The organism is Halorubrum ejinorense, from assembly GCF_055389685.1.
This window is the reverse complement of sequence record NZ_AP043777.1, coordinates 2,040,864-2,058,655: the sequence shown is the minus strand read 5'-3', so window position 1 is coordinate 2,058,655 and position 17,792 is coordinate 2,040,864. Positions and strand designations below refer to the sequence as shown.

Here is a 17,792-nt window from a genome sequence, read left to right as displayed (position 1 = left end):
GTCGTGCCCGCGAACATCTTCGGGGACAGACGGAGGGGGAACGCGTCCAGGTCTCTTGTTATGGGTGCCGTTCCGGGCGGTCTCGGCACGGTGAGTCAGCCACCATTGACCCTGCCGCTCCGCCGCTTCCTCGCGGGGCTCGGCCTCCTCGGCGCGGCCCTGATCGTCGGCGTCGGCGAGGAGGGAGAGGAGGCCGTGCCGGCCGAATGAGTCACGGTACGGCGTCGACGCCCCACGCCGCCCGAGGCCAGTTTTAAGCGACGGCGGGGTGACTGCGTCGTATGCGCATCGCGCTCATCGCACACGACGAGCTGAAAGACGAGATGGTCGCGTTCGTCGAGGGCCACACCGACGTGCTCGACGGGTGCGAGCTCGTGACCACTGGAACGACCGGGAAACGCATCAACGACGCGACCGGCCTGTCGGTCAACCGGCAGGCGTCGGGACCCTTCGGCGGCGACCTCCAGATCGGTGCGATGATCGCGAGCGACCGGATAGACGGGGTCGTCTTCCTCCGCGATCCGCTGACGGCGCAGGCACACGAGCCCGACATCTCGGCGCTGCTCCGCGTCTGCGACGTGAAGGACGTGCCGCTGGCGACGAACGTCGCCTCCGCGGAGCTGCTCGTCGAAGGGCTGCTCGGCCGCGATTCTCCGGATTGATACCGGTGCCCGCGACGATATAAGTGCGGCTCCCGAAGACGCCAGCAATGCCACGTCGCCCGCGACTCCGTACCGTCGCCGTCGCGCTGTCGCTGCTGCTCGTCGCAGCGACCGCCGGCGTCGGCGTCGGTGGGGCGGCCGGCCACCCCGAGAGCCACGGTGCGGCCCTCGTCGAGCCCGCTGGCGGCACTCTCGCGAGCGTCGGGTCCGCCGACCCCGGGCCTGCGACGGTCGGACCGGGAGGCGACGCGAGCCGGAGCGAAGTCGGTCGGCTCACGCGGTGTTTCAGCGGCGACGGGTATCCGATCTCGATCGGCGGCGAGGGCGGCGCGACGATGGCGACTGTGATCCACCTCTCCGTGTTGACCGACCCCGGCGCGGGCAACGAGTTCGGTATCGAGACCGCCGGCGAACTCGACGGCGAACCGATCGTGACGCTCGCGGCGGGCGTCAGGCTGACCGGTCGGGAGGCGATCGCGAACGGTTTCGACCCCTTCGCGGCGTTCGACGTGTTGTACGCCTACGACCTGCGACTGCCGATGTTCGAGGGATCGATCGGAGACGCGGGCTACGAGGACGACGGCTCGCCGATCGATTCGAGCGCCGGCGCGGTCGCCTGCTGACGGTCGAGCGGCGCCGCTGATCGATTCCGGACGCCGTCGAACTCCTATCGCTCGCGAGCGTCGTCGCCGCCGTCGACGCCCGGCGGTCGAACGCCGCGAACGAGCGCCAACACCGACTGCCGCGTCGCCTCGAAGCCGTCTCCGGTCGGGTACGCGCCGCCCGCGAGCAGGTACTCGCCGCGCTCCCACACCGCCAGCAGCGCCTCTATCGGAACGCGGTCGCCGTCGACCTCGCAGTTGGCGTGGAACACGGAGAGGGTCGCGCGGGACGCTCCCGGGTCGTCGACGGCGAGGTCCCGGTCGTCGCGGCGTCCGACGTCGACGATGCCGCGGTCGGCGAGCCGGTCGCGGAACCCCTCTCGGGCCCGCGACTCGACGAGGCGAGTGAGCGCGGGGTTCGGGCGAGTATCGGGGGAAATGCGGAGTCGGCTCGCGAAGAAGAACGGTCGCGGCGGCGGCGTCTCGCGCTCGTACCGTACCGTTCCCGCGGTGACCGAGACCGGCCCCGCGGCGAACGGGTGCTCCGTCGTCTCGTCGACGAGAGTCCAGTCGTCGAGGCGGTCACGCGAGACGACCGGTGGCTCCATGGGCGCACCACTGTGCCGACGGAAATAAAACGGAGGGGCGGTGGTGAGGCGTCACTCGTCGTGACGGGATCGGAGCGAGGGAGGGCCTGAATCGGAGCGACGGAGGGCTCAATCTGAGCGACGGAGGGCTCAGTCGCCGGTCAGTGGTCGTCTTCGCGCCACTTGTGTTCGCACTCGGTACAGACGAAAAAGCGGGTCTCTGACTCGTCGGCCGAGCGGATCTGTTGCATGTACCAGTACGCCTGGTCGTTGTCGCACTCGGGGCACTGGGCGGTCGTCGTCGGGAGTCCCTTGTCCTCGGCGTCGCTCACGTCGACGATCTCGGACTCGACCTGCGACTGGGTCGTCCACTCGTCGTCGTCCGCTTCGCGTCCGCTCTCGTAGCCGCAGGAGTCACACACCCAGTGGTCCTCGCCCGCGCCGGATTTCATCATGGATCCGCACTCGTCGCAGAACTTCATGCCCGAACCTACCGCGGATCGTATATAAACGACGGGATCGCGAACGAGCGACGCGCGCGACCGTGACCGCGTCACTCGCCGCCGTCGACGTGCTCGGCGAGCGCGAAGCGGACCCGCTCCTCGTCGGGGCCCTTCGTCTCCCGCCCGGTGACGACGACCTCGCCGATATCGCTCGTGTCGCCCACGTGAGTGCCCGCGCAGGCCGTCCGATCGTAGGGCTCGTCAGCCCCGTCCGCTCCCCCGATCTCGACGATCCGGAGCTCGTCGATCGAGTCGGGAAGGAGGTCGATCCGCGTCCGGTCGGTGTCGAGGGTCGCCTCGGCGGTCTCGCGGTCCATCGTGTAGCTCGACACCGGCCGCCCGTCCGCGACGAGCCCGTTGAGCCGCGTCTCGATCCGGTCGAGGTCCGCGTCGGTGAACCGGTCGTGGGCGGCGTCGAGGCGCGCGCGGTCCCGGTACAGCTGATTTCCGGTCGTCGGCGCGTCGAACTCCGCGAGCAACAGCGCCGACAGCAGGTGCTGGGCGGTGTGGTACCGCGAGTGTGCCGCGCGCCGCTCGGCGTCGACCTCGCCGCGGAGCGACGTGCCGGACCCCGGCAGTTCAGGCGCGTCACCCTCGCTCCCCTCGACCGGTCCGAGCTCGTGATACACCGTGTCCCGTTTCTCGACGCCGACCACGTCCCAAACCCGGTCGTCGTCGGCCGCTCGCAGCGTGCCCGTGTCGTGCGGCTGGCCGCCGCCGGTCGGGTAGAAGTGCGTCCGGTCGAGGACCACTCGGGGCGGGTCCGAGAGGGCCCGCTCGACGGTCGCTTCGAACGTCGTCACGGAGTCGTCGTCGAGGTGTAGTTGCTCGGTCACGGCTCCCGAGAGGGGCGCCGCGAGGTTATATCGATCGGCCGCGTCGCACGGCCAGATCTCAACCGCGATAGACGGGTGTCCACGTTTATCAGCGCACCCGACGTATCATTCGCCATGTTCGGGGGTGAACGCGCGCAAAGCGAGGTGCTCGGCACGGTGCTACTCTTGGGCCTGACGGTGGCGGTCGTCGGCACCACGGTGGCGCTGGGCGGCGCCGCGCTCGACGACTCCCAACAGAGAGCGGACCTCCAGCGCGTCGAGGGAGCGATGACGCAGGTGGACTCCAAGGCGAGCCTCGTCGCGCACGGCGAGTCGCCCTCACAGCGCGTGCGGATGGGTCTCGGTCGCGGCGCGGACTTCCGCGTGAACGGGGACGCGGGCTGGATGCGGATCGAGGTGACGACGAGCGAGAACCCGAACGCCACGAACAAGACCGTGCCGCTCGGCGCCGTCGTCTACGAGCGCGGCGATGAAACCGTCGCCTATCAGGGCGGCGGGGTCTGGCGGTCGAGGGGCGAGAGTTCGGAGATGGTTTCCCCGCCCGAGTTCCACTACCGCGGCGGGGGCGGGACGGAGACGCTCACCCTCCCGCTCGTGCGGATCGAGAACGGCTCCGGGTCGCTCGGCGACGAGGTCCGCATCACCGAGACCGCCGGTCGGTCGGAGCGCGTGTTCCCCTCGCCGAACGGGTCGAACCCGCTCCTCGGCGGCAACGTCACGATCACCGTCGAGAGCGACTACGCCGACGCGTGGGGGCAGTTCTTCGAGACGCGGACGAGCGCGACGGTGACGGACGTCTCCGACCGGCGCGTGGAGGTGCGGCTCCGGACCACCACGGTCCACCCCACGCTGAGCGCCGGCGTCTCCGCGACCGGGCGGTCGACGTTCGACACCGGCGGGGTCGACCGGCTGGACGCCGACAGCTACGACTCGACCGTCGGGTCCTACGACGATCAGACGCCGGCAGACGGGGCGGTCATCCAGACGCGGGACCAGTTCCGCCTCACCGCCGGCGGCGGCGGGAACACCCAGTCGATCACGATCCGCGGGGACCTGATCGCCGAGTCGTACAACATTCCGCCCGGACAGGAGGACAAACTCAACGTGACCGGCGAGCGCCGTACTGAGACCGCGTTCGACGAGCCCGCTCCCGTCGACGGAGCGATCACTCAGCGCATCGAGAGCGTGAGAGACCGGGACCTCGCCACGACCGGGGATTACCGCGGCAGCGGTATCGACCTCTCGGGCACCGAATCCGAGACGATAGACGTGGACACGTACGTCGACGGCGACGTGACCGTCGCCGACCGAGCGACCCTGACCGTCACGGACGGGGCGACGCTACACGTCGCGGGGGGTCTGACGCTGGCTGGTGACGAGGGGCGCGTCGCCGTCGACACGGGGAGCGGTGACGTCGAGGTGCTCGTCGAGGGCTCGATGAACGTCACCGAGAACGCGACCGTCAGGGCGGCCGGCGGGGGACAGGCCTTCGTGTACGTCGACGACTCGCTGACCGTTCGGGACAGGGCCTCGGTGACGAGCGCCGCCGACACCCGCTTCGAGCTGCAAAACACCGCCAGGATCGACCTGAAGGACCGCGCCGTGGTGGCCGCCGACGAGGACGTGGCGAGCAACCTCTGGCTGTACTCCAGCGGCGATCAGATAGACGTCGAAGCGAACGACACCGGCGGGGTTCAGTTCGGCGGCGTCTTCTACGCCCCCCAGAGCGACGCGGAACTCGACGGCAACATGACGATCAAGGGGTCGTTCACCTTCGAGCTGTTCGAGTTCGACGACGCCGAGATCGACATCCACTACGACGAGTCGCTGGAGACGGAACAGCCGTTCAAGGGGAACTCGGTGCCCGTGGTGAGCCATCTCCACGTCTCAGTCCACGGCGTGAAGATCGAGTCCGACTGAGGCGAACGCGCTCTTTTGACCGGTCTGAAGGCGTCTTTCAGTCGGAGAAGTCGATCCGCGTCGAGGTTCGGTGGATCACGAACCGCTCGTAGTGGTCGGCGTCGAACGTCACGGTGAGGTCGGGACCGCCGCCGGTCGATACCGAGACGTGCTCGTGCTCCGACGCGAGTCCGCTGTAGTACCGTTCCCAGACGGTCGCCTGCGTCGAGTTGATCGCCAGCGTGACGTTGTCTGTCGGCGTCCGGTCGTCGAGCGCGGTCTCGCGGACGCCCCGCTGACCGACCACGAGGACCGTCTGGTCACCGGCCGTGGACTGCGCCGGCCCGCCGAGCCCGTACAGCGAGTAGACGACGGTGTCGCCGACCAAGAGGTCGGGCGGTTTGATCATGACGCCGTCGTCTCCCTCCATCCTGAACACGGCGCCGTTCTCGTAGACGATGCGCGTGTCGCCCGCGCCGCGGTAGGTGAGCGACCCCGTCTCGACGATACTCCCCGCCGTCGCGGTGTCGTTGAGTCGGAACGTCGACTCCTGCTCCAGCCGGAGTTCGCCGCCGCCCAGTTGGACCTCGGTCGCGCGACTCGGCACGCCGTCCCGGCTGATGTCGTCGAGGTTGTCCTGAAGCACGTCGAACGCGCGCTCGACGTTGTTGTCGCGTTCGGCCACCTGCGCGTCCTCTAAGCCGCCGAGCCCGACGGTGAAGGTGACCGCTATCGTCGACGTGATCAGCGCGAACACCAACACGAACCCGATCGTCTCGCTGACGCCGCGGTCGTCGGCGCACAGCCCGGCGAACGGGTCGCTCCGGGTCACGCCGCTTTCACCACCACTTCGCCGTCGCTCCCGGCGTCGGGGTCCCAGTAGATCAGCAGGTCGCCCCCGTCGACGGTCGCGTTCCGAACGGTGACGTTCCTGCTCGTGGGGAACGGGACCGTCACCGCAGTGCCCGGCCGGTCGCTCTCCAGTGTGATCGTCCCGCCGGGACCCGTCGCCGTCACGTCGATCCGATAGCCGGTGCCGGCCGCCCGCCTGGGAAGTGCTACCGACCGGTTGACGGTGAGGTTGGAGCGAGGCGTCGTGCTCGCGACGAGTCTGTCGACCGTCCCGACATCGGCCGCGACGCGCTCGCCGATGACGGTGAGTTCCCCCTGTGCGGCGCGCTCGCGCTGCGTGTCGACGAACGACCCGCCCGCGACGAACAGCCCCGAGAGCAGCAGCGTCGAGATCGCGAGCGTCATGACGTAGCCGACGGTGACCGACACCGCGCGGTCGGTGCCGCCGGGGCGCTCACGCATCGCGCTCACCCGGCGCGAGCCGGATCACGTCGCCGTACTCCAGTTCCGGCGTCCGGTAGGTGATCTCGACGTAGACGCTGTATATCGCCTCGGTCACGTACGGGCGGGAGGGGCGACCGGGGTTCGTTCCGCCGTCGCGCTCGTCGACGACGAGGTGGTACGTCCCGCGCGCCGCGTCGCCGTTCTCGTAGCGGAGGTCGAACCGGTCGTCGCCGGTCTGGACCCCCTGAGCCCACACCAGCGCGTCGAACCGCTCGCCGTTGACCGTTCCGCCGGTGAGGTCGACGGTGTGGTTCCCGTCGGGCCGCGGGTCAAACGTCTCGGACACCGCCGTCGTCCCGTTGTCCACCGTCACGGTGAGGTTGTCGCCGCTCGGGTTCGACAGCGCCGCCGACCAAGTCTCGTTGGTCCCCCCGGTCGAGCCGTCGGCCACGACGGTGAACGCCGTGCCGGCCGAGCTCGACAGCGAACTGGGCTTGACGGTCAGCCGGTAGTTCCGCGCCCGGGTAGCGTTGCCCGCGACCGTCCAGTCCGTCGTCGTTCCGTCCGGTGCGGTCATGTTGCGGAACCCGCTGTCGGTCTCGTTTTGCGCGATGAAATACCCGGAGACGACGGTGGAGTTGTTCACTCGCACCTCCCCGACCGCACCGTCGCGCGCCCGGAGGTCGGCCACGGTGCGGCCGTATCGCCTCGCGCTCGCGTTGAAGTTATCCGTCAGGTTACCGGTGCTGTTCCGGTGTTCGCGGTGGAGGATCCCCGCGAGGTCGTCGACCGCCCCGTCGCGGAACTCGATCGCTTCCGCCCCGCCCGCGTCGACTCCCCGAGTCGCGAGGTTCTCGGTGTAGATCACGGTGTTCAACAGGAGGACGACGGCGACGAAGAGGACCGCGAGCGTCAGCCCGGTGATCAGGATGATCTGCGCTCGGTCCTCGTCGCGGTCGGCCTCGCCGTCCTCGCGGTCGGATCTGCGGTGGACGTTCACATCTGCCATGCGGTAATGCGCACCTCCGCGACCGTGTACAGCGTGTCGCCACCGCCGACCGGCGCGGCGAAGTACCGGCGGGAGCCGTTCTCCGCGAGCGTGTACTCGCCGCCCGCGCCGAACCGGTCGTCGCCGTACAGCGCCACCTGCGTGCTCGCGGTCGCCGCGTTGTCGCTCGGCGTTCCCATGTCGATCAGCCGCGTCCGGTCGACCCCGTCGCCGTCCGCGGCCGGGTAATACACGTCGACGTCGAACGCGATCCGCCTCGCGTCGAACGCCTCGCGAAGCGGGTCGTGAAGCGGGTGCGACGCGTTCGGTAGCCCGGTGTAGTAGCGGTTCTCCGCGCCCACGAACCCGTCGTCGTAGTACAGCAGCGCCGACTTGAGATCGCCGCTCGCCTCGGTCGTCGTCAACACGTCCTGTGCGGCGATCGCCGCCTGATTCTCGACGTGCTGGTTCGACGTGCTCGCCGAGAGCGGCGTCACCGCCGTCGCCTGCGTCGCGAAGATGAGGCCGGTGACCAAGAGCAGCGCGGCCGTGAACGCCTCTAAGGTGTGCGCCTGCCCGCGGTCGTCCGGAAGGTGTTCGACGAACATCTCACCACACCCGGAGCGTGAGCCGATGCGTTTCTCTCCCGACGTCGTCGCGCGGATCGACGTCGACGGTGACGATGCGACTCGCGGCCGCGACGCTCTCGCCTCGGGGCGGCGCGGGACCGGCGCGCATCTCGACGGCGTCGCCGCCCGGATCGAGCTCCGCGACGGTGCCGTTCCGCGTCACCGTGAGGTTGAGCCCGCGGAAGTCGTCGACCCCGAGTTCGGCGTGGAGGTCGTCCGCGTTCGCCGTCCAGTCGCAGCCGGACTCGTTCGCCGCCGTCGCCGGGTCCGTCCCGTCGAAGAAGGCGAGCGTACAGGCGTGTGACAGCGTCGCCGTCGACCCGGCGCCGACGAGCGACGACTCCGCGAGGCGCGCGGCGCCGCGCTCGGCGACGATGACGGTCGCGCCCTCGCCGACGGCGTACGGCTCCAGAAGCGACGGGACGAACGCGAAGGTGAACCCGACCGCGACGAGGAACACCGACATCCCGACGATGAAGTCGAGGACCGTCTGCGCGCGGTCGTCGGCGCCGAGCGGCCGCCGCCGACCGCCGGAGCGCTCACCCGACATAGATCCACACCCCCAGCGCCAGCGTCATCAGGATCACGGCGTACTTGACGCCGGACGCCAACTCAGCGTCGCGGATGTAGCCGCTGATGAACCCCGAGAGGATCGCTTGGATCGTCACGGCGTGGAAGAACAGCATCGAGAGCACGTCCGGGTCGATGCTGCCGCCGCCGCCGCCGAGCCCCGCACCCCCCGTCCCGCCGCCGCTGCCGCTCTGCGCGACCAGATCGCCCATCACACTGATGAACTGCGTCTGGAGGATGGCCATCACGCCCAGCAGCGTGATGTACGTCATCACGATGATCGCCACCTGCATCCGAGTTCGGGACTTGCGCTCGCGCTCGATGTCGTCTTGGTTCTCCGAGGCCTGTGCCGCCGTCGTCAACACGTCGGTGATCTGTGAGGAGGCCTCCTGGGCCTCGGTGATCAGCTTCACCGTCCGGGCGAGCCGCGGCACCGCGTACGCGTTGTTGAACTCGACGAGCGCGTCGCGCAGGCTCATCCCGTAGTTCACCTTCGCGTGGATCACCTCGAACTCCTCGGAGAGCTTCCCGGTCGACGTCGACGAGACCGTGCGCACGGATTCGAGCAGCGTCTGTCCGGTGTCGTTCGCGGACGAGAGCTTCCGGAGCGTCTCGGAGAGCTTCCCGGTCACCGCTCGCCGCGAGCGCTGGTGCCACTCGTAGAAGAATCCGAGCGGCACCAACACGACGTACGTCGGCACGTACACCCATATGAACGCCGACCAGACGGGACGACCGACCCAGCCGTCGACGGTCGTCGGGGCCGCGCCGGCCGCGGCCGTGACGCCGACGAGCGCGAGCGCCGCCGGGACGGTCAACGCGAGGGTGTAGAACGGGTTCTCGCGCAAGAAGAGGTGCGGCGCGGAGAGGATTTCCTTCGTCTTGTAGGTCCCCTCGCGGTCGCGGATGCGGTCGAAGACGCCGAAGCCCCCGACGAACGATTCGATGAGCCCGAAGTGGAACAGTCCCTCCTTGCTCGTCTGTCGGAGCCGCTCGCTCCCGCCGTCGGGCTGGAGGTAGCCGTCGCCGGGGTCGTCCTGTTTCACCGTCGAGACCAACACGAGGAAGCCGGCGCCGACCAGCGGGATGAGCAGGTACACCGTCGCGTACAGGAGGCGGTCGTCGGCCTCGCCCATCATCCCCATGATGACGAGGATGATGATGAGAAGCAGCGGGAACAGAGAGAGCGTCATGTACATCTCCCCGAACAGCTCCAGGGTCTCCAGGGTCATCTCGCGCTCCTGTTTCGACGTGCGCAGGTGTTTCTCCTTTTTGTCCTTCAGGAACCCCTCCATGTCGCCGCCGGAGTTGACGATGGAGAGCATGTCGGCGAGGAACTGCGAGAGCTCGTCGGAGGGCGTCTCCACCGACTGCTGGCGGATGGCGTTCCGGTAGTCCGTCCCGAAGTACTCCGTCTCGTTGACGATGCTCTGGAACTCGCGAGACACCTCGCCGTAGGTGTCCTCTGCGGTCGCCATCGCCCGCAGGATTTCGAGTTGGTTGAGCCCGCCGACCGACAGCGCGTACATGAACGAGACCGAGTCGGCGAGCAGGAGGTTGATCTCCCGCTTCCGCGACGACGACCGCGAGTACGGGACCGCGACGACGCCGCCGAACCCGAGCGCGAATCCGATGGAGCCGAAGATGAGCCCGCTGAGAAGCACCGCCGACGGCACGACGAGCGACCGAAGCAGCGACCGGATCGCAGACGTCGGCGCGGGGAGCCCGAGCGAGAGCATCTCGGGTTCGATCAGTCCGAGCGAGAACACGCCGTAGCCGACCAGAGTCCCCAGCGCCCACAGCGACCCACCGACGAACAGCCCGACGGCAAGCGCCAGCGAGACGTACATCTCGACCTGATCGGGCATCCGCGCCTCGACGAGCTTGCGCTCGACGTCGCCCACGAAGTCGCCCTCGGGGTCGAAGAGCCGCTCGAAAATCGGGTAACACAGCTCCGCGAAGACGTTCGCGTCGACTCCGCCCTCGCCCGTGTCGACGTCGAGACTCACGGCTGGACCCTCACGACGGACATGGTGTCACCCGTCCTCCGCGGGTTCGACGGCGCCGAACCCCCAGTCGTCGATGTCGTCGGCCGCCTCTTCTCCGTCCGCGTCCGGGCCGTCCGTCTCGTCGTCGGCCGAGCCGTCGGAATCGTCCGCAACCTCGTCACCGCTCTCCGCGTCGCCCTCGTTCGGCGCCGCTTCTCCCTCGCCCGTGCCCGTTGCGTCCGCCGGTCCGGCCGCGCCATCGTCACGGGCGTCGGCGCTCGGAGTTCCCTCATCGGTGGGGTCCTCGGCGACGCCGAATCCCTCGCTCACGTCGGGCGTCGCGTCCGCTCTCGACGGCTTTCCGGGAGACGACAGCACGTCGACCCCCTCCTCGAACGGCTCGTCGAAGTCGATCGCGCTCGGCGCGCCCGAACCGTCTCCGGCGGCGGTCGGCGCCGTCTCGGAACCGTCTCCCGAGTCGTCGCGGGCGCCCTCCGGCGACGATGCCTCCGGACCGGCCGTTCCGGTCGCCGCATCCGCATCGGTCGACCCGGTTACGGTGTCCGGGTCCATGGCCCCCGAGTCCATCGGATCCGAGCCCATCGGAGCCGGTCCGGCCTCGGCAGCGTCGCGGGCGTCCGAGTCCGCCGCGTCCGAGTTCGCCGCATCCGCCGCGTCCGCCTCCCGAGCGGTCTCGGCGAGCGCCTCGCGGTCCGCCGTCGGGGTCGCCTCGACGTCGCGGGCGGTGTTCATCTCCAAGAGCGCGTCGGCGACCGAGTCGGGCACCTCGCCGCGGTAGGTCTCGAACAGGTCCTGGGCCGATTCGAGGATCGCTTCGACCTCCGCTTTCCCGTCCTCGTCCGGCGTCGGCCGGGGCACCAGCTCCTCCTTGTCGCGGTCGACGTTGATCAGCACGGACTCCATCTCGCGGAGGTCCTCCAGCGACCGTTCCAGTTCGTCGTTGGCCATCAGCGCCAACACCGTCTCGGGGTCGTTGATGAACGCCTGGAACGTCGCCGCCACCTGCGCGTAGCTGTTGAGTCCGCGGTCGATGAGGTACGCCAACACGACGCGCCGCTTGCGAAGCTCCGCGTCGAGGGTGGCTCGGCTCCAGCCGCGGTCGAACATGATGTCTTCGAGGGTGTTCGAGTCGCCCATCTGGAGGAACTCGTCCGTCTCCGCCTGCCACTGGAACACGTCCTGAACGTTGATCTCGTCGTTTTCGGCGTCGTAGTGGTTGATCTCGGTGATCGACTTGTTGCGTCGGACCTTCTTGCCCTGAACCCGCGTCGACGTCTGGATGGAGACCAGATCGAGGGCGGTGAACATGGTCTTCGAGACGTTGATCGGATCGGTGGTGAACCGCTTGAGCACCTCGCCGACGGAGTCGGCGTGGAACGTGGTGTAGGTGGTGTGGCCGGTCGACATCACCTGGAAGGCGGTCCGGCCCTCCTCGCCGCGGATCTCGCCCATCACGATGTAGTCGGGGCGCTGGCGGAGCGCGGCCTCCAGCAGGTCGAACTCGTCGATGTCGCCCTTGTCGTCGTCGGAGAAGGAGGGGCGCGTGACCGAGGCGATCCAGTTGCGCTGGGGCAGTTCGACCTCGCGGGTGTCCTCGATGGAGACGATCTTCGCGTTGGAGGGGATAAAGAGGGAGACCGCGTTCAGGCTCGTCGTCTTCCCGGAGGCGGTCCCGCCCGCGAAGATCAGGCTCTTGTGGTTCTCGATCGAGAGCCAGAGGAACGCCATCTCGTCGAGCGAGAACGTCTTCCAGTTGATCAGGTCGATCGGGGTGAACGGCACGTCGTTGAACTGCCGGATCGTGTAGTTGGTCCCGTGGTCGGAGACCTCGCGGCCGAGCGTGAGCTGGGCGCGCGAGCCGTCCGGCAGCGTGGCGTCCACCTGCGGTCTACGCTTGGAGATCCCCTTTCCGGACCGTTGTGCGAGCTTCACGACGAAATCGTCGAGTTCGTCGGTGCCGTGGTGGATGTTCGTGATGATCTGCTCGTACTCGGAGTGGTAGACGAAGACGGGTGAGTTGTATCCGTCACAGGAGATGTCCTCGACGTTGATGTCGTACTTGACCGGGTCGATCCGCTCGTAGCCGACGAAGTCGCGTTTGAGGTAGTACAGCAACTTCTCGACCTGGTGTGTGGAGAGCGTCTCGGCGTCCTCCGCGAGGACGGCCGGCTCCGGGCGGGCGCTGATCGAAGGCGGATCGGCCGGCGACTCGACGGAGAGCTCGTACCCCAGTGACTCCGCTATCCGCCCGGCGATCCCCTCGGTCGGGTCGATGCCGAAGCGGTCGACCAGCGTGTCAGCGATCCCGCGCTCGTCGTCGCTCTCGTAGAGGCCGTACCGGTCGAGTAGCGTGTGCGCCTCCTCGACTATCACCTCCTCGCGGAACGCCTCGTCGCCGCCCGCGATCGACTCGTCGGCGTACTTGATCGCCGTCCGGAGCTTCCCGGTGAGGAACTCCGTGAGGTCGGCCTCAATTTCGGTCCGGTACGGCTGAACGGCGTAGTACTTCGCCTCGTTCTCCTTGGTCGACCGGAAGACGATGACGAACGCGTACGGCTTGTTGACCCAGTAACGCTCCTCCTCGCGGAAATGCGTCTTCTTCGGCATCGGAACCGCCTTCTCCAGGTCGTAGCGGTTCGCCAGCGTGGTGTGACCGTCCGCGGTCGAGAAGAACGCGTCCTCGTCGATGTCGGGGTTCACGTCCACGGTCCGCTCGTCGACGAGGTCGGCGAGTTCGTCGGCCGCGTTCCCGCCCGCTCCGAGTAGTTCCTCGGTACGGTCAGGGTCGAAGCCGAGCGCCTCGGTCTTGTCTTCGTGGGTGAACGACAGCGGCACCTCCTCCCCCTCCTCGTTCTCTTCGGTCGGCGGGTTGCCCTCCTCGTCGAGGAAGTACTCGTCGCGGTAGTCGTCCCAGGTGTAGTACCCCTTCAGGACGGGGACCGAGTAGAGGTCGTAGCGAGCGGCACACAGGTCCCAGAGGACGTCCCCCACGGCCGCGGCCGCCCGGAACCGGTAGTCGGTCTCGTCCGGGGCGAACCCGAGGAGGTCCGCGGGGTCGAGGTCGACCCGGTCCCACTCCTCGTCGGTCGGCGCTCGCGAGGGCACCGATTCGACGCGGTCGCCGGGGGCAACGACGAGTCCGGACACGCCTCCGCGTCCGACCGCGTCGGCGAACACGGTGTCCGGGCCGTCATCGGCTGGGATACCCGCTCCGTCCGGTTCGTGCTCGTTGTCGTCGCCCGCGGTCGCGTCGGAGTCGTCAGGTCCTGCCGCGGTCGCGTCGGAGTCGTCAGGTCCTGCCGCGGTCGCGTCGTCGGCGGCAGGGTCCGCCGCGGTCGCGTCGTCGGGTCCGGACTCCGGCACGTCGCGCTCGGCGGCATCGGCGTCGTCTTCCACGCCGCCTGCGGCCTCCTCGGCCGTGTCACCGGGCACAGCGTCGTCCTCCCCGCCGGACTCGGAGTCACCGTCGACACCGTCATCGGCACCTTCCGCATCAGTGTCGGTCGCGGTCGTCGGCCGCGCGGCCCGTCGCTCGCCGGTGGGGACGACGGCGGCACCGCCGAGGACGACGGCGTCGGAACCGACCACGAGCGCCCCCCGTTCGGGAGTACCGTGACCGGGGACCGGTGTCTCCCCGTCAGCCTCGAAGGGTTCGTCGACGCCCGCGGCCCGGATCACCTCGTCAGCCCCGTTCGGGAGGTGGAGCGCGACCGCGTCCGCCGGGACCGCCGGCGCGTCGGGCACGTCCGCGTACACTCGTTTCGCGGCGTCTCCGTGCCCTCGCTGCGAGAGCAGGGACCGCCAGCTGTACCGGTCGGTGACGACCGGCGGACCGAGGTCCGCCGGCGCGTCCTCGTCGCCTCGCGATCGACCGTTCGCTTCGTCCTCCGGACTCTCGGTCCCGGCTCCGTTCGACGGGTCCGTGCCCTCGTCCACCGTCTCTACACCCCCATCTGCCGCTCCCGCGTCCGCGTCCGTCACATCCGCCGCTGCCGCGTCCGGTTCCTCGCCGTCAGTCGTGGGCGGGTCGGACGCCGAGCTGTCGCCCTCCGCGTCGGATTGTTGGGCGGATCGCTCAGCGTCCTCGTCAGCCATGTGCGTCTCTCCATCGCTTCCGTTGAAAAAGCTGTCTGGCAAAACACCGTGTTTGATAATCGACCGGGACGAGCGGTTTTAATCCCTCGCGGACCGACCGGCCCGTGTGTCACGCACCGAGCGTCTCGGAAGGCTCCGGCGACTCCGGCGCGCCGAGGTCAGACGCCGAGTTCGGGCGGCGGTGGCCGAGGAGCTGCTCGGTGTTCCGCGGAGCCTCGCCGTCGTCTGCGCGTTCACCGCGTTCATGCTCGCGGTCGGTGCCGGCTACTACGCGCCCACCGCCGACACCGTGCCGCGGCTCCTCTGGCCGCTGTACGCGGACTCGGCGGTCGCGGTCGCGCTCGGCGGCGTCGTTCTCGGCGCCATCGTACCGACCGTCCGACGCGGGGGCAACGTCACGGTCGACGCCCCGACCTCCCGGGCGCTGGCGTACCTCCAGACGCTCGCGTTCGTCTGGCTCGTTCAGTTCGGAGTCTGGCCGCTCGTCTCGCTCAACCTCGCGTTCGGCGAGTACGTCGCGGCGCCGGACGCGTGGATCTACTACTGGGGCGTGATCGGAACGCATCTGCTGTTCGTCGGCCTCGCCCTGCTGTTTCCGGCGTTCGGTCGGACGACGCGGGGCGCGCTCGCGGCGGCGCTCGCGCTCGGCGTCGTGAACGTCGTCGTCGACTACGGGTTCGGGTACCACCCGCCGCTGCTGTACGAGCCCGGTCTCGGACTCGCGCTCGCGACGCTCGCGATCGCGGTCGGGTCGGTCGCGCTCGCCTCGCGTTCCTTCCGGCGGTTGGACGGGTGATAGTCGAGTCGCCGACGGACCGATTCGGCCCGATTCCCAACCGATTCGGCCCGATACCCATCCGATTCGGCCCGACAGCTATCGGACTTCGACCGGCGTACCGGTCGACGCGCTCTCCGCGAGCGCGTCGATGATTCGCATGTTCTCGACCGCCGCGTGGCCGTCGGTGAGCGGTGCCGACCCGTCGCCGACGCGATCGGCGAAGTGTTCGACCTCCAAGCGATACTGGTCGATCGGATCGAACGTCTCGACCCCGTGGCGGCCGTCGATCTCGTATTCGATCGTCGTCGGCTCGTCTTCCGGCGCGTCGAACGCCTCCTTGACTTCGATCCAGCCGTTCGTGGCGTCGATCCGGTAGCGTTGGATCAGCTGCGTGTCGAATCCGGAGGCGACGCGCGCGGACCGACCGTCCTCGTACTCCAAGACGGCGGCGAGCTCCGTGTCGACCCCGGCGTCGCGCGTGTCGCCGGCGTGGGCGTACGCTCGGTCGGGCACGCCGAGGACGGCCTTCGCGAGCGACACCGGGTAACAGCCCACGTCCATCAGCGACCCGCCCGCGAGGCCGGGGTCGAGCCGCACGTCGTTCGGGCGACCGTACAGCGGGAAGCGGAACGTCGACGTCACCGTTCGCACGTCGTCTAGCTCCCGCTCGACCAGTTCGAGGACGCGTTCGGTTCGCGGATGGTACCGGTACATGAACGCCTCCATGAGCGTGACCCCCCGGTCCGCGCAGTGATCGACGACCTCGCGCGCCTCGGCGGCGTCGACCGAGAGGGGCTTCTCGCAGAGCACGTCGAGACCGGCGTCCGCGGCGCGTTTCGTCCACTCGGCGTGGAGTCCGTTCGGCAACGGGATATACACCGCGTCGAGGCCGTCGTCCGCGAGCAGCGCCTCGTAGGAGCCGTGGCTCCGCGGGACCGACTCCGCCGCCGCGAACTCCTCCGCACGGCTCCGGTCGCGTGAGGCGACCGCCCCCACCTCGTGGTCACTCGCTCGGATCCCGGGGATCACGGCCTTCCGGGCGATGTTCGCGGTCCCGAGTACGCCGAAGGAGAGTCCGCCGGTCGACCGGCTCACGCCGCGACCACCGCCGCGTCGCGGATCGATCGGTTCACACTCGCCGCTTCGGTGGCGCCGTCGGTCCGCGGACAGGATGCGTCCATGGGTGTCGTCCCAACGTCGTCGACCGCTCCTCTTAGTCGTAGCGGGACGAACGATCGGCGCGCTGATCGGGAACACGCTCTCGGAGAATTCGCAGGAACGGGCACGGCGGGATCCACGCAAGCGAGCGAAGTGAGCGAGCGCGGAGTCAGTCGCGCCCGGGATGAGCGGAGAACGGGCGCGGCGGGATTCGAACCCGCGATCGAGAGGTTAGGAACCTCTCGCCCTGTCCGCTAGGCCACGCGCCCAAAACGGGTGGAGAAAACGATACAGCAGTGGTCGGCGTCAGAGAGAGTCAGGCGCTGGTTTCCTTGTCGGTCTCGGTCTCGAGCTCGTCGAGGTCGTCGTCCTCCTCGTCGAGCGTCGAGTCCGCCTTCTCGCCGTCCTGCATGTCCTTCAGCTCCTCTTCGACCTGCTCGCGCCCCTTCCGGAACTCGCCCATCGCCTGGCCGGTCGACCGGGCGAGCTTCGGAATCTTGTTCGCACCGAACAAGAGGACCAGAACGAGCAGGATGATGAGGAGCTCCGGCCCCGCCGGAATGCCGCCGATCAGTGGAATCGAACTTACCATGTCTATCCCGCAGTAGCCCTGTGTCGACTATAGTCTTTTTGCCTCGATCGGACCGCCGCCGCCGAAACGGTGATACGCCCGGCCGACGACCCTGAGATATGCCAGCTGTCGGCGACGACGCCCCCGACTTCACCGGATCGCTCGTGAACGGCGACATCGCGCCGTTCGAACTCTCGGACCACCTCGGCGAGGAACCGATCGTGCTCGCCTTCTTCCCGGCCGCCTTCTCGAACACCTGTACCGACGAGATGGAGGCGCTGCGGGACGAGTTCGACCGCGACGACTGTACCCTGTTCGGCGTGAGCACGGACCTGCCGCACGCGCTCGGCGCGTACCGCGCACAGTACGACCTGCCGTTCGCGCTCGTCGGCGACTCCGACCACCACGCGATCGAGGCGTACGACGTGATCGAGGACTTCGAACACTACGGCGTCGAGACGGTCGCTCAGCGGGCCGTGTTCGTGATCGACGCGGACGGGACCGTGACGTACCGGTGGCTCGCGGACAACGCCGGACAGGAGCCGGACTACGAGGCGCTCGACGAGGCGGTGGCGGACGCCGCGGCCTGATTCGGCGTCACCGGACCGA

At 68.8% G+C, this 17,792-nt stretch carries 17 protein-coding genes and 1 tRNA gene; 5 read left to right on the top strand and 13 right to left on the bottom strand.

Annotated elements, in window-relative coordinates; all coding sequences use genetic code 11:
- Positions 1–281: 281 nt before the first annotated feature.
- Together ACZ5KW_RS11655 and ACZ5KW_RS11650 are read left to right on the top strand one after the other, a co-directional pair.
- Complete coding sequence (locus ACZ5KW_RS11655) at positions 282–662, top strand: methylglyoxal synthase (protein WP_343776566.1); 381 nt, start codon at positions 282–284, stop codon at positions 660–662.
- Between the two features lie 47 nt (positions 663–709).
- Complete coding sequence (locus ACZ5KW_RS11650) at positions 710–1,285, top strand: DUF7332 family protein (protein WP_343776564.1); 576 nt, start codon at positions 710–712, stop codon at positions 1,283–1,285.
- 44 nt (positions 1,286–1,329) lie between these two features.
- Here ACZ5KW_RS11650 and ACZ5KW_RS11645 read toward each other — a convergent pair whose 3' ends face one another.
- From ACZ5KW_RS11645 to ACZ5KW_RS11635, 3 genes are all read right to left on the bottom strand, one after another.
- Entirely contained in the window at positions 1,330–1,872 is a 543-nt protein-coding gene (locus ACZ5KW_RS11645) for a DUF6517 family protein (protein ID WP_343776562.1), read from the bottom strand.
- Positions 1,873–2,012: 140 nt separating this feature from the next.
- Positions 2,013–2,333: a transcription factor S gene (locus ACZ5KW_RS11640; RefSeq protein ID WP_343776560.1), complete on the bottom strand. Its 321-nt coding sequence runs from the start codon at positions 2,331–2,333 to the stop codon at positions 2,013–2,015.
- A 71-nt stretch (positions 2,334–2,404) separates the two neighbouring features.
- Positions 2,405–3,190, bottom strand: a complete 786-nt coding sequence (locus ACZ5KW_RS11635) for an alanyl-tRNA editing protein (protein ID WP_343776558.1) — start codon at positions 3,188–3,190, stop codon at positions 2,405–2,407.
- Between the two features lie 114 nt (positions 3,191–3,304).
- Between ACZ5KW_RS11635 and ACZ5KW_RS11630 the strand changes: the two genes are divergently transcribed.
- Positions 3,305–5,110 carry a DUF7289 family protein gene (locus tag ACZ5KW_RS11630; RefSeq protein WP_343776556.1) on the top strand — a complete coding sequence of 602 codons (1,806 nt, stop codon included), beginning with the start codon at positions 3,305–3,307 and terminating at the stop codon, positions 5,108–5,110.
- A 37-nt stretch (positions 5,111–5,147) separates the two neighbouring features.
- On the opposite strand, the gene ACZ5KW_RS11625 is transcribed toward ACZ5KW_RS11630, so the two are convergent.
- The 7 genes from ACZ5KW_RS11625 to ACZ5KW_RS11595 are packed head-to-tail and all read right to left on the bottom strand — an operon-like array spanning position 5,148 to position 14,676.
- A complete protein-coding gene (locus tag ACZ5KW_RS11625; protein WP_343776554.1) occupies positions 5,148–5,921 on the bottom strand; it encodes a DUF7289 family protein in 774 nt (257 codons plus the stop codon).
- Positions 5,918–6,403, bottom strand: coding sequence for a DUF7266 family protein (locus ACZ5KW_RS11620; RefSeq protein WP_343776552.1), 486 nt, complete (start codon positions 6,401–6,403; stop codon positions 5,918–5,920). The genes ACZ5KW_RS11625 and ACZ5KW_RS11620 overlap by 4 nt, the downstream gene beginning before the upstream one ends.
- Entirely contained in the window at positions 6,396–7,394 is a 999-nt protein-coding gene (locus tag ACZ5KW_RS11615) for a DUF7261 family protein (protein WP_343776550.1), read from the bottom strand. Before ACZ5KW_RS11615 ends, ACZ5KW_RS11620 begins: the two co-directional genes overlap by 8 nt.
- Positions 7,382–7,981, bottom strand: a complete 600-nt coding sequence (locus tag ACZ5KW_RS11610) for a DUF7288 family protein (RefSeq protein WP_343776548.1) — start codon at positions 7,979–7,981, stop codon at positions 7,382–7,384. The genes ACZ5KW_RS11615 and ACZ5KW_RS11610 overlap by 13 nt, the downstream gene beginning before the upstream one ends.
- Before the next feature lies 1 nt (position 7,982).
- A complete protein-coding gene (locus ACZ5KW_RS11605) occupies positions 7,983–8,552 on the bottom strand; it encodes a DUF7287 family protein (protein ID WP_343776546.1) in 570 nt (189 codons plus the stop codon).
- Complete coding sequence (locus ACZ5KW_RS11600; protein ID WP_343776544.1) at positions 8,542–10,581, bottom strand: type II secretion system F family protein; 2,040 nt, start codon at positions 10,579–10,581, stop codon at positions 8,542–8,544. Before ACZ5KW_RS11600 ends, ACZ5KW_RS11605 begins: the two co-directional genes overlap by 11 nt.
- 27 nt (positions 10,582–10,608) lie before the next feature.
- A complete protein-coding gene (locus ACZ5KW_RS11595; RefSeq protein WP_343776542.1) occupies positions 10,609–14,676 on the bottom strand; it encodes an ATPase, T2SS/T4P/T4SS family in 4,068 nt (1,355 codons plus the stop codon).
- A gap of 106 nt (positions 14,677–14,782) precedes the next feature.
- Here ACZ5KW_RS11595 and ACZ5KW_RS11590 point away from each other — a divergent pair, with 106 nt between their 5' ends.
- The gene (locus ACZ5KW_RS11590; RefSeq protein ID WP_343776540.1) at positions 14,783–15,472 is read left to right on the top strand and encodes a DUF1405 domain-containing protein; all 690 of its coding nucleotides are present in this window, start codon (positions 14,783–14,785) and stop codon (positions 15,470–15,472) included.
- Between the two features lie 78 nt (positions 15,473–15,550).
- On the opposite strand, the gene ACZ5KW_RS11585 is transcribed toward ACZ5KW_RS11590, so the two are convergent.
- The 3 genes from ACZ5KW_RS11585 to ACZ5KW_RS11575 all read right to left on the bottom strand — a co-directional run bounded on the left by ACZ5KW_RS11585 (position 15,551) and on the right by ACZ5KW_RS11575 (position 17,204).
- Positions 15,551–16,549, bottom strand: a complete 999-nt coding sequence (locus tag ACZ5KW_RS11585) for a Gfo/Idh/MocA family protein (protein WP_343776538.1) — start codon at positions 16,547–16,549, stop codon at positions 15,551–15,553.
- Between the two features lie 259 nt (positions 16,550–16,808).
- Positions 16,809–16,881, bottom strand: a tRNA-Arg gene (locus ACZ5KW_RS11580).
- Positions 16,882–16,928: 47 nt separating this feature from the next.
- On the bottom strand, positions 16,929–17,204 hold the full coding sequence (locus ACZ5KW_RS11575) for a Sec-independent protein translocase subunit TatA/TatB (RefSeq protein WP_343776536.1): 276 nt from the start codon (positions 17,202–17,204) through the stop codon (positions 16,929–16,931).
- Positions 17,205–17,302: 98 nt separating this feature from the next.
- Here ACZ5KW_RS11575 and ACZ5KW_RS11570 point away from each other — a divergent pair, with 98 nt between their 5' ends.
- The gene (locus tag ACZ5KW_RS11570; protein WP_343776535.1) at positions 17,303–17,773 is read left to right on the top strand and encodes a redoxin domain-containing protein; all 471 of its coding nucleotides are present in this window, start codon (positions 17,303–17,305) and stop codon (positions 17,771–17,773) included.
- The last annotated feature ends 19 nt before the right edge of the window (positions 17,774–17,792 follow it).